Consider the following 14,969-nt stretch of genomic DNA (forward strand, 5'->3'; position numbering starts at 1 on the left):
GTTGGCCAGAAGCCCGACGTGGCTTCCTCGAACAGGCCTAATACATAGATGCAGTCGGGTTTTCATGTTCAAAAGCGGGTTGACGGTGGGGGTGAGTCCATACATAGGAGCGAGCTTGCTCGCGAACAGGTTCCGCTGCGGGGCTCATTCGCGAGCAAGCTCGCTCCTACGAAAAGCCATAAAGCCATCCGCCCTCAGGCCAACACCGCCACCGACTTCACCTGCGCCCACACCCCCTCCCCCACCCGCAACCCCAGTTGCTCGCAGGAGTAACGGGTAATCCGCGCCAACAACGGATTCCCCCCCACATCCAGCCGCACCAGCAGATGCGCCGGCGTATCCGTGGGAGCCAGCTCGGTCACCGTGGCCGGCAGCAGGTTGAGGATGCTGCTGCGCTGCGGGCGCTGCAGAGTCAGGCTGACGTCGCGGGCCTGCACCTTGATGCGCAGCGCCTTGCCTACCGGCAGCGGGCCGTGGGCCAGGCGGATGCGTTCGCCGCAGTTGGGCAGGCCGAGGTCGAGCAGGCCGTATTCGGCGTCGTGGCCCAGCACCTGGCCGTCGATCACCACGCCGGCGTCTTCCAGCAGCGAGGTGGGCAGGTCGGTGCGCGCCAGGGTCTCGCCCACCGCGCCGCTGGCCAGGGCGCGGCCGGCTTCCAGCAGCACCAGGTGGTCGGCCAGGCGCGCCACTTCGTCCGGCGAGTGGCTGACGTAGAGGATGGGAATGTCCAGCTCGTCGTGCAGGCGCTCCAGGTAGGGCAGGATTTCCGCCTTGCGCTTGAGGTCCAGGGCCGCCAGCGGCTCGTCCATCAGCAGCAGGCGCGGGCTGGTCAGCAGGGCGCGGGCGATGCCCACCCGCTGGCGCTCGCCGCCGGACAGGTGGCGCGGCATGCGTTCGAGCAGGTGGCCGATGCCCAGCAGTTCGCAGGCCTGGTCCATGGCCACGCGGTGCTCGCGCGCCGGCACGCGTTTCATGCCGTAGCGCAGGTTGCGCCTCACCGACAGGTGCTCGAACAGGTTGGCGTCCTGGAACACGTAGCCGATGGCGCGCTTGTACGGCGCCAGGAACAGGCCCTGGGCGCTGTCCTGCCAGGTTTCGCCATTGACCACCAGGCGCGCCTCGCGCGGCCTTTCCAGGCCGGCCACGCAGCGCAGCACGGTGGTCTTGCCGGAGCCGGAATGGCCGAACAGCGCGGTCACCCCGCGGCCCGGCAGGCGCAGGTCGACGTCCAGGGTGAAGCTGCGGTATTCGAGCAGGAAGCGCGCTTGGATGTCTGCCGGCATCTCAGTTCCAGGCCGAGTGGCTGCGGCGCGTGGAGTACAGCGCCAGCAGCACGAAGAAGGAGAACACCACCATGCCGCCGGCCAGCCAGTGCGCCTGGGCGTACTCCATGGCCTCGACGTGGTCGAAGATCTGCACCGAGACCACGCGGGTCTGGCCGGGGATGTTGCCGCCGATCATCAGCACCACGCCGAACTCGCCCACGGTATGGGCGAAGCCGAGGATGGCGGCGGTGACGAAGCCCGGCCGCGCCAGCGGCAGGACCACGCTGAAGAAGGTGTCCAGGGGCCCGGCGCGCAAGGTCGCCGCGGCCTCCAGCGGGCGCGTGCCGATGGCCTCGAAGGCGTTCTGCAGCGGCTGCACCACGAAGGGCAGCGAGTAGATCACCGAGCCCACCACCAGCCCGGCGAAGCTGAACGGCAGGCGTTGCCAGCCGAGGGCGTCGGTGAGCTGGCCCACCGGGCCGTTGGGGCCCAGCGTGACCAGCAGGTAGAAGCCGATGACCGTCGGCGGCAGCACCAGTGGCAGGGCCACCAGCGCACCCAGCGGGCCCTTGAGCCACGAACGGGTGCGCGCCAGCCACCAGGCGATGGGGGTGCCCAGCAGCAACAGGATAAGGGTGCTGACGGTGGCCAGCTCGAGGGTGAGCCGGATCGCCGTGAGGTCCGCCGCGGTCAGGTGCATCGTTTTCCCTGTTTACAGCTCGTAGCCGTAGGCCTTGATCACCGCCGCCGCCTTCGGCCCCTTCAGGTAGTCCACCAGGGCCTTGGCCGCGGCGTTGTCCTTGCCTTTTTCGAGGATGACCGCGTCCTGGCGGATCGGCTCATAGAGGTCGGCCGGGACTATCCAGGCCGAACCGGCCGTCACCTTGCCATCCTTGTAGATCTGCGACAACGCCACGAAGCCCAGTTCGGCGTTGCCGCTGGAGACGAACTGGTAGGCCTGGCCGATGTTCTGGCCCTCGACGATCCTGCCGGCCAGCTTGTCCTTCAGGCCGAGCTTGTCTAGCACCTGGGTGGCGGCCAGGCCGTAGGGCGCGGTCTTCGGGTTGGCGATGGACAGGTGCTGGAAGCCGCCTTTCTTCAGGACCTCGCCCTTGGCGTCGACGTAGCCGTCTTTCGGCGACCACAGCGCCAGCTTGCCGATGGCGTAGGTGAAGCGCGAGCCGGGGACCACCGCCTTCTCCTGCTCCAGCTTGGCGGGGGTGCTGTCGTCGGCGGCGAGGAACACCTCGAAGGGCGCGCCGTTCTTGATCTGCGCGTAGAACTGCCCGGTGGCGCCGAAGGAGGCCACCAGCTTGTGCCCGGTGTCCTTCTCGAAGTCCTTGGCGATGGCCTGGATGGGCGCGGTGAAGTTGGCCGCGACCGCGACCTGCACCTCGTCGGCCAGCGCCGCGTGGGTGGCCAGGCAGGCCGCCAGGGCCAGGGAAAGGCGGGCGAATGTGTGTTTCATCGATGTGCTCCAGTGGTTGGCTGTCGTTCTGCTTCGAAGGGCCCGCCGGCTCTGCTATACCTTCCTGACCTCACTGCAACCAAGGAGAGAAAGACATGAAAGTCAGCGCGCGCAATGTGTTCCGCGGCACGGTCAAGCAACTGCGCAACGGCGCAGTGAATGCCGAGGTGGTGGTGCAACTGCCCGGCGGCAACGACCTGGTGGCCATCGTCACCGAGGAAAGCGTGAAGAGCCTTGGCCTGGCCCAGGGCAAGGACGTGGTGGCGCTGGTCAAGGCGCCCTGGGTGATGCTGATGACCGACGCCGAGGGCATTCGCCTGTCGGCGCGCAACTGCCTGGCCGGCACGGTGAAGTCGGTGGCCGACGGCGCGGTGAACGCCGAGGTGGTGCTGGACCTTGGCGGCGGCAGCGAAGTGGTGGCGGTGGTCACCCGCGACGCCGTCGCCGAACTGGGGCTGGCGGCCGGCGTCAAGGCCACGGCGGTGATCAAGGCTTCCCATGTGATTCTCGGTGTTCCTTCCTGACGGATGCCACGGCGCGACGCTGGAGGGCCCGGTCTGTCCGGGGCCCGCTGCCGGAGAATCGTTATATCAAAAATTACATAACGATACCCGTGCCGCAGCAATACCCATTAAGGGCAACGCCATGGGCTTGGCCACGGGCGTCGGTGCCGATGGGCACGCCAGCATTCTGCATTTATTGACCTAGAGGTCAATTTTTTCGCAAGGCTACAGCGCCAGGTACAGCGTCAGCAGCAGGCCCAGGCCGGCCACCGTCAGGTTGAGCCAGGGCCCGGCGTTGACCCGGTAGCCCTCGGGAATCTCCACCGGCTTCAGCCCGCGCACCACGTTGCGGTACTGCAGCGCCGAACTGCAGGCCGCCACGCAGCCGAGCAGGATGAAGCCCAGCCCCACCCAGAACGACATGCGCAGCGCCGCCGCGGTCTCCAGGCCCGCGTGCATCAGGCGCAGCAGCAGGCCGGTGCGCTCCACCACGAAGCCGAAGGCGATCAGCGCCAGGGCGGTACGGTTCCAGGCCAGCAGGGTGCGCTCGGCGGCGAAGAAGACGCGGGGGTCGTTCAGGTCGGACATGGGGCCTCGGTGTGCAAGGGAATCTCCGGGTAGCGTAGGCGGCGGGCGGCGCTGCGTCTAAGGCACGGCTTCATGCCCCCGCGCCCTTGCGCCGCTGCTGCCATTCGAACGCCGCCATGCCGGCCAGCATCCCCAGCACGAACAGCGCCGCCTGCCAGTGGCCGGCGCCCAGGCCGACCAGCGCCGGCCCCGGGCAGATGCCGGCGATGCCCCAGCCAACGCCGAACACCAGGCTGCCCAGCACCAGGCGGCGGTCCAGGTCGCGGCGCGTCGGCAGTTGCATGGCGCCGCCGAGCAGGCCGTGCGCCTTGCCGCGGGCCAGGCCGAAGAACGGCAAGGCGGTGAGGATGGCGCCGACCATCACCAGCGCCAGGGACGGGTCCCAGGCCCCGGCCAGATCAAGGAAGGCCAGCACCTTGGCCGGGTCGGCCATGCCGGCCAGCAGCAGGCCCAGGCCGAACAGCAGGCCGCAGAGGAAAGCGCTCAGGCGGGCCATGTTCAGGCTCCCAGCAGGTGGCGGGTGCAGAAGACGGTGGCGAAGCCGCTGGCCATGAAGCACAGCGTGGCCAGCAGCGACCGCGGCGACAGCCGCGCCAGGCCGCACACGCCATGGCCGCTGGTGCAGCCGGCGCCATAGCGGCTGCCCAGCCCCACCAGCAGCCCGGCCAGCAGCAGCGCTGGCCAGGCGCTGTCGAAGTGCAGCGCCGGCAGCGGACCGAAGGCCAGCCACAGCAGCGGCGCCAGCAGCAGCCCGAGGAGGAACGCCAGGCGCTCGCCGCCGACGCCGCCCCTGGCCAGCAGGCCGCCGAGCAACCCGCTGATGCCGGCCACGCGGCCGTTGAGCAGGGCGAACAGGCCGGCGGAAAGGCCGATCAGCGCGCCGCCGGCCAGGGCGCTCCAGGGGGTGAAAGCCGTCCAGTCGATGTTCATTCGGCATCCTCCGTGCAGTACAGCCGGTAGAGCGTCTGGATCACCGCCAGCGCCTGCGGGCTGCTGATGCGGTAGTACACCTGCTTGCCCTCCTTGCGCGTCGCCACCAGCCCTTCGCGGCGCAGCACGCCCAGTTGCTGCGACAGCGTCGGCTGGCCGACGCCCACCCGCTCCTCCAGGGCGCCGACGTGCAGCTCCTCCTGGGACAGCATGCACAGCAGCAACAGGCGGTCGGGGTTGCCCAGGACCTTGAGCAGGCGCCCGGCCTGGTCGGCGGAGTGGCGCAGGCGTTGCAGGTCGATGGCTGGAGTGGCGGGCATGGGAACGCTCTACGAAATTACAATATATGAAAACATATAATATAAACCCGCAGAACGTCCACCCTCACCCGCCGCGGGCTATTCCTTGGGCGCCTGGCGCCGCGGCCAGGCCAGGGTGAAGCAGGCGCCGCCCAGGGCCTGGCTGCGGGCGATGGACACCCGGCCGCCGTGCCAGCGGATGATCCGCCGCACGATGGACAGCCCCAGGCCGTGCCCGCCGGTGACCCGCGTGCGACTGTCGTCGACGCGGAAGAACGGCGTGAACAGGCGCTCCCAGCGGTCCTCCGGCACGCCCGGGCCGTCGTCCTCGACGTCTACCTGGCAGCGGTCCAGGCTGACCCGGTAGCTCACCCGCACCCGCGTCTCGGCGTAGCGGATGGCGTTGCTCAGCAGGTTCTGCAGGGCGCGGTGCAGGTAGCGCGGCTCGGCCTCGATCCAGCTGCCCTGGTCGAAGGGTACCAGCGCGCCGGCCTCGCAGGTCACCTGCACCTCGCCGCGCAGCGGGGCGATCTCCGCCACCACCTGGCGCACCAGCTCGCCCAGCTCCACGCTCTGGTAGGTCAGCGCCGGCGAGCCCTGCTCCAGGCGCGCGTAGGTGAGCATCTCGTCCACCAACTGGTCGAGGTCCTGAATGTCGCCGTCCATGCCCTCCAGGTACTTGTGCCGGGTCTTGTCGTCCTCGGCGGACTCGATCATCTCCAGGCCGAAGCGCAGCCGCGCCACCGGCGTGCGCAGCTCGTGGGACACCGCGCGGACCAGCTCGCGCTGCACGCTGATCAGGCGCTGGATCTGCTCGGCCATGTGGTTGAAGGTGCCGGCCAGGCGCCCCACCGAGTCGCTGCCGCGCTCCTCCACCCGGGTGTCGAGGCTGCCGCGGGCAATGCGCGAGGCAGCCGACTCCAGGCCGCGCAGGCGCTGCTCCAGGCGGCTGATCAGCAGGTACAGGGTGAGGCCGATCAGCGACAGGCCGACGGCGGCGATCAGCAACAGCAGTTGCGGCGGATAGGGGTTCATCTGGTAGATCGGCCCCAGCTCCAGCACCCAGGGCGTGTCGACGATGCCGGCCACCACGCGGATGGAGTCGCCGTTCTTGCCCAGCGCCAGCACGGTGTCGCCCTCCTCCACCCGGCGGCTCTGGTCGTCGTCCAGGTCGATCTCCTTCAGGCGCAGCAGGTGCACGTCGAAACCGAAGCGCTTGTCGCGCACGATGCGCGCCAGGTGGTAGGGCTGCTCGCTGGCGGGGAAGCGGCGCAGCTCGTCCATCAGCATATAGATGGTGGCCCGCGCCAGTTGCTCGCTGACCTGCTCCACCTCGCCGGTGAGCACCAGGCCCTCCTGCAGGCTGACCTGGGTATGGATGCGCACCTGGTGCGGCCCGTCGGCCTCCACCAGCACCTGGTTATTCATCAGCCGCGCGCGGTCGCGGCCGTCCATGCCCAGGGCGTCGAGCTTCTGCAGGCTCAGCGGGATGCCCATCAGGCGGCTCCACTGCAGCAGCGCGCGCTTGCGGTCCACCTCCTCCATGCCCGCCATCTCGTCGGCCATCAGGCGGAAGGTGCCGCGCGCCAGCTCCTCGCGGTAGCGGTCGCCGCGCACCTCGTTGACCAGGTGCAGGGTCAGCACGCCGAGGGCGGCGACCAGCACCAGGGTCAGCAGCATGCCGCCGTAGATGCGCAGGAAGATGGATTTCATCGGCGAAGCCCTGTGCCGGGTTCAGCGGCCGGCGTGGAGGCGCGGGGATGGCGCCGGGAAGTATGGATGCAACACGCAGGATGGGAGAGCGAAGCGATTCCCATCGATGGGTATCGCCGCGCTCCACGCCATCCTACGTGAACACGGACGCGGGCGAGAGCGTTGGCCCTACTGCTCGCCAACGAACAGATAGCCCTTGCTGCGCACCGTCTTGATCAGCCGCGGGTGCATGGGGTCGTCGCCGATCTTCGGGCGGATGCGCGAGATGCGCACGTCGATGGAGCGGTCCTGGCCGTCGTATTCGATGCCGCGCAGGGAATTGAAGATTTCCTCGCGGGAAAGGATGCGCCCGCTGTTGGCCGCCAGCAGCCACAGCAGGTCGAACTCGGCGCTGGTCAGCTCGATGGTCTGGCCGTCCAGCCAGGCTTCGCGCATGGCGTTGTCGATCACCAGCCTGCCGAAGGTCAGGCGCTTGCTGCCCGCCGCGGGCGCCTCGTCCGGCCCCTCGCTGCGCCGCAGCAGGGCGCGGATGCGCGCCAGCAGCAGGCGCGGGCGCACCGGCTTGCACACGTAGTCGTCGGCGCCCATCTCCAGGCCCTGGATCTGGTCCATGTCGTCGGTGCGCGCGGTGAGCATCAGGATCGGGCCGTCGTAGTCCGGGCGCAGGCGCCGGCAGATCGACAGGCCGTCCTCGCCGGGCAGCATCAGGTCCAGCACCACCAGGTCCGGCCGTTCCGCCAGCACGCGGTCCACCGCGCGGGCGCCGTCGGCCTCGACGCCCACCTTCAGGCCGTTGCTTTCCAGATAGTCCTGGGTCAGCTCGGCCAACCGCTGGTCGTCCTCGACAATGAGGATTCGCGCCTCTTGCTCCACACCGCCTCCCAATGCACCTGAACGGGTCCGCCGCGCACCGCCGCGAGGCAGGCGGGACGTGCCGCATTGTAGCCAGGAAGCCGCGCCATGGCACGGGCGGAACGCGACGGGGCAGGACCACAAGATATTGTGGTAGGGTTCACACCCTGACAGCCTCAGGCCAACTCCTGAATCTGTCAGTCGCTCATGACGAACGGTGAAAATCAGCAGCGGTGCGGCCTGGCGCGATCCCTACGCGATCACGCACACGCCACCCACAATTTATCCACAGGTTTCCCCCAGCCTGCCGCCTTGCAAAGCCTCCCATAGCGCATTATCTTGTATCCCCGTTGCGGATAACCCCTACATGTTGGGTCCGCAACCTGGAACCGGACACAAGAAGAAGCATGAGGTCGCGAGCCTTTTCCACGGCTCCTCCGGTTCCCCCAGCAGCTGCATCCAGGCGTACGGAAGTCCGACGCGGCGTAGGCCGCAAAGGAGTGATCGATGTCGATGGCCATGCGGTACGGGTGTTGCAACCGATCGGTCAACACCACTAGGTATTGTGGTTCCGGCCCGTAAAGCCGGACACCCGACTTGGGCCAGGGAGGCGCTTGAGTCCCCTTCCCCTGTTACGCAAGTTTTCATGCGGCCGGCCCCGCCGGACGCACACGCTCTTTATTGCTGTTTTTCCGGAGCGGCGCCCCCGGCGCCAGTGACAGAACCCACTAAGAGAATGTGGAGACAACCACCCATGCAGATCGACACCACTCGCGAGAACCCGCAGGCCGCAGCGCCGCAGGCAGCCGAATCCGCCCAGGATCTGGCCGCCACCGCGCCCGGCCAGCTGCGCGTGATCAAGCGCAACGGCACCGTAGTTCCCTACACCGATGACAAGATCACCGTAGCCATCACCAAGGCGTTCCTCGCCGTGGAAGGCGGCACCGCTGCCGCCTCGTCGCGCATCCATGAAACCGTCGCGCGCCTGACCGAACAGGTCACCGCGACCTTCAAGCGCCGCATGCCCTCCGGTGGCACCATCCACATCGAAGAAATCCAGGATCAGGTCGAACTGGCCCTGATGCGCGCCGGCGAGCAGAAAGTCGCCCGCGACTACGTGATCTACCGCGAAGCCCGCGCCAACGAGCGCAAGACCGCCAGCGCCGCCGGCGAAGTCGCCCAGCCGCACCCGAGCATCCGCATCACCAAGGCCGACGGCAGCACCCAGCCGCTGGACATGGGCCGCCTGCAGACCATCATCCGCGAAGCCTGCGAAGGCCTGGCCGAAGTCGATGGCGGGCTGATCGAACGCGAGACCCTGAAGAACCTCTACGACGGCGTGGCCGAGAAGGACGTCAACACCGCCCTGGTGATGACCGCCCGCACCCTGGTGGAACGCGAGCCGAACTACTCCTACGTCACCGCCCGCCTGCTGATGGACACCCTGCGCGCCGAAGCCCTGGGCTTCCTCGGCGTGGTCGAGAGCGCCACCCACCACGAAATGGCCGAGCTCTACGCCCGCGCCCTGCCGGCGTACATCGAGAAGGGCGTGGAATTCGAGCTGGTCGATCCCAAGCTGAAGACCTTCGACCTGGCCAAGCTGGGCGCCGCGCTGAACCACGAGCGCGACCAGCAGTTCACCTACCTGGGCCTGCAGACCCTGTACGATCGCTACTTCATCCACAAGGACGGCATCCGCTTCGAACTGCCGCAGGTGTTCTTCATGCGCGTGGCCATGGGCCTGGCCATCGAAGAGCCGCAGAAGGAAGAACGCGCCATCGAGTTCTACAACCTGCTGTCGTCCTTCGACTACATGTCGTCCACCCCCACCCTGTTCAACGCCGGCACCCTGCGTCCGCAGCTGTCCAGCTGCTACCTGACCACCGTGCCGGACGACCTGTCGGGCATCTACAGCGCCATCCACGACAACGCCATGCTGTCGAAATTCGCCGGCGGCCTGGGCAACGACTGGACCCCGGTGCGCGCGCTGGGCTCGTACATCAAGGGCACCAACGGCAAGTCCCAGGGCGTGGTCCCGTTCCTGAAAGTGGTCAACGACACCGCCGTGGCCGTGAACCAGGGCGGCAAGCGCAAGGGCGCCGTGTGCGCCTACCTGGAAACCTGGCACCTGGACATCGAAGAATTCCTGGAGCTGCGCAAGAACACCGGTGACGACCGCCGCCGCACCCACGACATGAACACCGCGAACTGGATTCCCGACCTGTTCATGAAGCGCGTGTTCGAAGACGGCACCTGGACGCTGTTCTCCCCGTCCGACGTCCCCGACCTGCACGACCTCTACGGCAAGGCCTTCGAAGAGCGCTACGAGTACTACGAAGCCCTCACCCAGTACGGCAAGCTGAAGCTGCACAAGGTCGTCCAGGCCAAGGACCTGTGGCGCAAGATGCTCTCCATGCTGTTCGAGACCGGCCACCCGTGGCTGACCTTCAAGGACCCGTGCAACCTGCGCAGCCCGCAGCAGCACGTGGGCGTGGTGCACAGCTCGAACCTGTGCACCGAGATCACCCTGAACACCAACAAGGACGAGATCGCCGTCTGCAACCTGGGCTCGGTGAACCTGGTCAACCACATCGTCGACGGCAAGCTCGACGTCGAGAAGCTCGGCCGCACCGTGAAGACCGCGGTCCGCATGCTCGACAACGTCATCGACATCAACTACTACTCGGTGCCCCAGGCGGAGAACTCCAACCTCAAGCACCGCCCGGTGGGCCTGGGCATCATGGGCTTCCAGGACGCCCTGTACCTGCAGCACATCGCCTACGGCTCCGACGCCGCCATCGACTTCGCCGACAAGTCCATGGAAGCCATCAGCTACTTCGCCATCCAGGCCTCCTGCGACCTGGCCGAAGAGCGCGGCGCCTACGAGACCTTCGACGGCTCGCTGTGGTCGCAAGGCATCCTGCCGATCGACTCGCAGAAACTGCTGATCGAAGCTCGCGGCGCCAAGTACATCGAAGTCGACCAGAGCGAGAGCCTGGACTGGGCCCCGGTGCGCGAGCGCGTGCGCAAAGGCATCCGCAACTCGAACATCATGGCCATCGCGCCGACCGCGACCATCGCCAACATCACCGGCGTGTCGCAGTCCATCGAGCCGACCTACCAGAACCTCTACGTGAAATCGAACCTCTCCGGCGAGTTCACCGTGATCAACCCCTACCTGGTGCGCGACCTCAAAGCCCGCGGCCTGTGGGACCCGGTCATGGTCAACGACCTGAAGTACTACGACGGCTCCGTGCAGCAGATCGAGCGCATCCCGCAAGACCTGAAAGACCTGTACGCCACCGCCTTCGAAGTGGAGACCAAGTGGATCGTCGACGCCGCCAGCCGCCGCCAGAAGTGGATCGACCAGGCCCAGTCGCTGAACCTCTACATCGCCGGCGCCTCGGGCAAGAAGCTGGACGTGACCTACCGCATGGCCTGGTACCGTGGCCTGAAGACCACCTACTACCTCCGCGCCCTGGCCGCCACCAGCACCGAGAAGTCCACCATCAACACCGGCAAGCTGAACGCCGTGAGCTCGGTGATCGACGAAGGCCTGCAAGCCGCCCCGGCCCCGGCGCCGGTACCCAAGGCCTGCAGCATCGATAACCCGGACTGCGAAGCCTGCCAGTAAGGAAGTAGCGGCCCTCGCCCGAGGGCCGCGTTTCCACGCAGCACGGATATCCCCTCTCCCTTCAGGGAGAGGGTTAGGGAGAGGGGCTCTTGTCCCCGCCTCCCCCAGACATAACAGCTTCCCCTCGTCATTCCCGCGAACGCGGGAACCCGGAGAAGGGAAGCCAAGCAAGCTTTAGCGTGCCCCCCATCACGCAACCAGACCAGGAGAGGAACCAATGCTGAGCTGGGACGAATTCGACAAAGAAGACCCCACCGAAGCCAAGGCCGCCCCGGCCGTGGCCAAAGCCGCCGCCCAGGCCGCCGACAAACTGGACGACGAAGCCGCCGGCTCCGTGGAAGAAGCCCGCGCCGTCTCCGCCAGCGACTCCGACGCGGTCGCCCGCGCCAAGAAGGCCCTGGACGCCCTGGACATCCAGGAAGGCCTGGACGATCTGGAAGGCTCGGCCGCCCGCGTACAGGTCGGCGACAAGCAGATGATCAACGCCCGCGCCGACCTCAACCAACTCGTACCCTTCAAGTACGACTGGGCCTGGCAGAAGTATCTGGATGGTTGCGCCAACCACTGGATGCCGCAGGAAGTGAACATGAACGCCGACATTGCCCTGTGGAAGAGCAAGGACGGCCTGTCCGAAGACGAGCGCCGCATCGTCATGCGCAACCTCGGCTTCTTCTCCACCGCCGACTCCCTGGTGGCGAACAACCTGGTGCTGGCCGTGTACCGCCTGATCACCAACCCCGAATGCCGCCAGTACATCCTGCGCCAGGCGTTCGAAGAGGCAATCCACACCCACGCCTACCAGTACTGCATCGAGTCGCTGGGCATGGACGAGGGCGAAATCTTCAACATGTACCACGAGATCCCGAGCGTCGCGAAAAAGGCGTCCTGGGGCCTGAAGTACACCCGCTCGATCTCCGACCCGCAGTTCCAGACCGGCACCCCGGAAACCGACCGCCAGTTCCTGCGCAACCTGATCGCCTACTACTGCGTGCTGGAAGGCATCTTCTTCTACTGCGGCTTCACCCAGATCCTCTCCATGGGCCGCCGCAACAAGATGACCGGCACCGCCGAGCAGTTCCAGTACATCCTGCGCGACGAATCCATGCACCTGAACTTCGGCATCGACGTGATCAACCAGATCAAGATCGAAAACCCGCACCTGTGGGATGCCCAGATGAAGGACGAAGCCACGCAGATGATCCTGCAGGGCACCCAACTGGAAATCGAATACGCCCGCGACACCATGCCGCGCGGCGTCCTGGGCATGAACGCAGCGATGATGGAGGACTACCTCAAATTCATCGCCAACCGCCGCCTGACCCAGATCGGCCTGAAGGAAGAATACCCGGGCACCAGCAACCCGTTCCCGTGGATGAGCGAAATCATGGACCTGAAGAAGGAAAAGAACTTCTTCGAAACCCGCGTGATCGAGTACCAGACCGGCGGCGCGCTGAGCTGGGACTGACGGAAGTAGTAGCAAAGCAGCAAGTCAAGACCATTAGAAAGCGCTATATTCCCGAAATGGATTTTTGGGGCAGCGATGAAAGACCAAAGCCCCGCCTAGTGCGGGGCTTTCCTATTCACGGCATTTGGTCAGGAAGTCATGATCTCTAAAGAAAAAGTCCGAGAACTGTTACTTGACGTCGAATCTGATCGAACTGAGAGAACGATATCGACTACCAATAAAGATAAATTCTGCGAAGCAATTTGCTCATTCGCCAATGACTTCCCTAACCATCGAGAGTCTGGATATCTTTTTATAGGTGCAAAAGACGATGGAACTTTAAATGGCCAAATCATTACTGATGAAATATTAAGAAATCTTGGTGGCATCAGATCTGAAGGAAATATTCTGCCCCAGCCAGCTATGACCGTATCCAAGTATTCCTATGAAGGTGGCGAAGTTGCCGTAGTAGAAGTTCACCCATCGGACCTTCCACCTGTTCGATATAAAGGTAGAACTTATATTCGCGTAGGCCCAAGAAAAGCCATTGCGAATGAGCAAGAAGAGAGAATTCTTACCGAAAAGAGGATTGGCCTTGCGCGATCATTTGACTCTCATCCTTGTGTAGCGGCAAGTCTTGCCGACCTAGCTCTGAATCAATTTATCGCATACAGAGATGAAGCTATAAATTTAGATGGAGAAGAAGACAGCCGTAGCATTGAGATGCAAATGGCGTCATTACGTTTATTTGATCCTGATCGAAACTGCCCGACAAATGCAGGAATACTCCTCTTTGGGAGCAATCCAATTTTTCATCTCCCAGGTGCGTATATTCAATACCTTGAAATGCCCGGCACAGACTTAACCGAACTTCCTACCAATCAGGCAGAAATTTCTGGCGATCTCAGGACCGTTCTCACTGAGCTTGAGACCCGTCTGCGGTCCCTAATCACCAGAACAATAGTCAGCGTAAGTGAATAAGAGAAGAGACTCGCTATAACTATCCTGAAACGGCAATTAGAGAGCTACTTATGAATGCTGTCATGCACAGAAACTACGACAGCACAAGCCCAATAAAATTCTATGTATTTTCTGATCGAATAGAAATAACAAATCCGGGAGGGCTGTATGGCGAAGTCAATCAGTCCAACTTCCCCAGCAGAAGCAGCTATAGAAACCCAACTATTGCTGAAGCAATGAAATCATTAGGTTTTGTAAACCGTTTTGGATATGGAATTATTCGAGCTCAAAGTCTACTTGAGAAAAACGACAGCCGTCTTGCAGAGTTCGAAATTGAAGAGAACTTTGTACTAGCAAGGGTTTTTGCGAGGACCGAATGAAAATTCTAGCATTTTTCAACAACAAAGGCGGAGTTGGAAAAACTTCACTTGCCTATCATCTCGCATGGATGTTTTCCGAGAAAAACATTCCAACCCTTGCCGTAGATTTAGATCCGCAAGCCAACCTAACCACCATGTTTCTTGACGAGCAAAAGCTAGAAGAGATATGGCTGGATGGCGGTGAGCGTACAATATACGGCTCCGTTGCACCGTTAATGTCTCGTGTCGGCGACATCGCCCCTCCCCATATAGAGCCCATTGCACATAACCTCTGGCTTATCCCTGGAGATCTTACACTCTCCAGGTTTGAGGATCTGCTCTCTGAGAACTGGCCAAAGTGCCTAGACTCTCAAGAAGCAGCCTTCCGCGTTACTACCGCCTTTTTTCGGGCAATATCAATTGCAGCAAAACAGACCAAGGCAGAATTAGTCCTCATTGACGTAGGACCAAACCTCGGTGCGATTAACCGATCTGCATTAATAGCCTCTGACCATGTATTACTACCTCTCGCGCCAGATTTGTTTTCTCTTCAAGGTCTTCGAAATCTCGGCCCAACCCTTAAAGAATGGAGAAAGGGCTGGAGAAAACGATATGATGAAGCGCCACAGAGAAAAGACCTTGAATTACCTAACGGGTCAATGACGCCTATTGGCTATGTTGTAATGCAGCATAGTACGCGAGAGAACAGACCAGTAAAAGCATACCAGCGCTGGATGGAAAAAATTCCGGAGATCTACGAAGATAACTTCCTCGACCCTCCCTCTAGTTCACAATCCACTCCAGATGAGTACAGATTGGCACTATTAAAGAACTATCGAAGCCTAATGCCTATGGCAATGGAGAACCATAAACCAATGTTCTCCTTAAAATCATCCGACGGTGCTATCGGCTCCCATATAGAGGCAGTTAAAAGTTGCTACCGCGACTTCGAAC

At 63.6% G+C, this 14,969-nt stretch carries 14 protein-coding genes and 1 pseudogene; 6 read left to right on the forward strand and 9 right to left on the reverse strand.

Going from position 1 to position 14,969, the window contains the following annotated elements:
* Positions 1 to 194: 194 nt before the first annotated feature.
* Genes modC through modA form a run of 3 tightly spaced genes read right to left on the reverse strand, consistent with a single transcriptional unit; the run spans position 195 to position 2,733 of the window.
* A complete protein-coding gene (gene modC / locus QSJ95_RS28760; RefSeq protein ID WP_285646999.1) occupies positions 195 to 1,283 on the reverse strand; it encodes a molybdenum ABC transporter ATP-binding protein in 1,089 nt (362 codons plus the stop codon).
* A gap of 1 nt (position 1,284) precedes the next feature.
* Entirely contained in the window at positions 1,285 to 1,965 is a 681-nt protein-coding gene (gene modB / locus QSJ95_RS28765) for a molybdate ABC transporter permease subunit (protein ID WP_043270704.1), read from the reverse strand.
* 12 nt (positions 1,966 to 1,977) lie between these two features.
* A complete protein-coding gene (gene modA / locus QSJ95_RS28770; RefSeq protein ID WP_281688073.1) occupies positions 1,978 to 2,733 on the reverse strand; it encodes a molybdate ABC transporter substrate-binding protein in 756 nt (251 codons plus the stop codon).
* Positions 2,734 to 2,828: 95 nt separating this feature from the next.
* Here modA and QSJ95_RS28775 point away from each other — a divergent pair, with 95 nt between their 5' ends.
* The gene (locus QSJ95_RS28775) at positions 2,829 to 3,257 is read left to right on the forward strand and encodes a TOBE domain-containing protein (protein ID WP_043270708.1); all 429 of its coding nucleotides are present in this window, start codon (positions 2,829 to 2,831) and stop codon (positions 3,255 to 3,257) included.
* Positions 3,258 to 3,461: 204 nt separating this feature from the next.
* On the opposite strand, the gene QSJ95_RS28780 is transcribed toward QSJ95_RS28775, so the two are convergent.
* The 6 genes from QSJ95_RS28780 to QSJ95_RS28805 form a co-directional block, all read right to left on the reverse strand.
* Entirely contained in the window at positions 3,462 to 3,824 is a 363-nt protein-coding gene (locus QSJ95_RS28780) for a YidH family protein (RefSeq protein WP_009621770.1), read from the reverse strand.
* A 70-nt stretch (positions 3,825 to 3,894) separates the two neighbouring features.
* Positions 3,895 to 4,320 (reverse strand): DUF6691 family protein, encoded by a 426-nt coding sequence (locus QSJ95_RS28785; protein WP_285647001.1) that lies wholly within the window; start codon positions 4,318 to 4,320, stop codon positions 3,895 to 3,897.
* 2 nt (positions 4,321 to 4,322) lie between these two features.
* Positions 4,323 to 4,754, reverse strand: a complete 432-nt coding sequence (locus QSJ95_RS28790) for a YeeE/YedE family protein (protein ID WP_043317212.1) — start codon at positions 4,752 to 4,754, stop codon at positions 4,323 to 4,325.
* Positions 4,751 to 5,074, reverse strand: a complete 324-nt coding sequence (locus QSJ95_RS28795) for an ArsR/SmtB family transcription factor (protein ID WP_043317210.1) — start codon at positions 5,072 to 5,074, stop codon at positions 4,751 to 4,753. Before QSJ95_RS28795 ends, QSJ95_RS28790 begins: the two co-directional genes overlap by 4 nt.
* Before the next feature lie 78 nt (positions 5,075 to 5,152).
* On the reverse strand, positions 5,153 to 6,766 hold the full coding sequence (locus tag QSJ95_RS28800; protein ID WP_009621766.1) for an ATP-binding protein: 1,614 nt from the start codon (positions 6,764 to 6,766) through the stop codon (positions 5,153 to 5,155).
* A gap of 168 nt (positions 6,767 to 6,934) precedes the next feature.
* A complete protein-coding gene (locus QSJ95_RS28805; RefSeq protein ID WP_009621765.1) occupies positions 6,935 to 7,639 on the reverse strand; it encodes a response regulator in 705 nt (234 codons plus the stop codon).
* A gap of 733 nt (positions 7,640 to 8,372) precedes the next feature.
* Between QSJ95_RS28805 and QSJ95_RS28810 the strand changes: the two genes are divergently transcribed.
* The 5 genes and pseudogenes from QSJ95_RS28810 to QSJ95_RS28830 all read left to right on the forward strand — a co-directional run.
* Positions 8,373 to 11,252, forward strand: coding sequence for a ribonucleoside-diphosphate reductase subunit alpha (locus QSJ95_RS28810; protein WP_009621764.1), 2,880 nt, complete (start codon positions 8,373 to 8,375; stop codon positions 11,250 to 11,252).
* Between the two features lie 217 nt (positions 11,253 to 11,469).
* Positions 11,470 to 12,717 (forward strand): ribonucleotide-diphosphate reductase subunit beta, encoded by a 1,248-nt coding sequence (locus tag QSJ95_RS28815; protein WP_009621763.1) that lies wholly within the window; start codon positions 11,470 to 11,472, stop codon positions 12,715 to 12,717.
* 138 nt (positions 12,718 to 12,855) lie between these two features.
* Positions 12,856 to 13,677, forward strand: coding sequence for an AlbA family DNA-binding domain-containing protein (locus QSJ95_RS28820; RefSeq protein ID WP_285647007.1), 822 nt, complete (start codon positions 12,856 to 12,858; stop codon positions 13,675 to 13,677).
* 62 nt (positions 13,678 to 13,739) lie between these two features.
* Complete coding sequence (locus QSJ95_RS28825; RefSeq protein ID WP_285647008.1) at positions 13,740 to 14,036, forward strand: ATP-binding protein; 297 nt, start codon at positions 13,740 to 13,742, stop codon at positions 14,034 to 14,036.
* Positions 14,033 to 14,554: pseudogene (locus tag QSJ95_RS28830) on the forward strand (ParA family protein); the annotation flags it as partial. The gene QSJ95_RS28825 and the pseudogene QSJ95_RS28830, both read left to right, overlap by 4 nt.
* Between the last annotated feature and the right edge of the window lie 415 nt (positions 14,555 to 14,969).

The organism is Pseudomonas sp. NBRC 100443 (genome assembly GCF_030268185.1).
Classification (GTDB): domain Bacteria; phylum Pseudomonadota; class Gammaproteobacteria; order Pseudomonadales; family Pseudomonadaceae; genus Pseudomonas; species Pseudomonas citronellolis.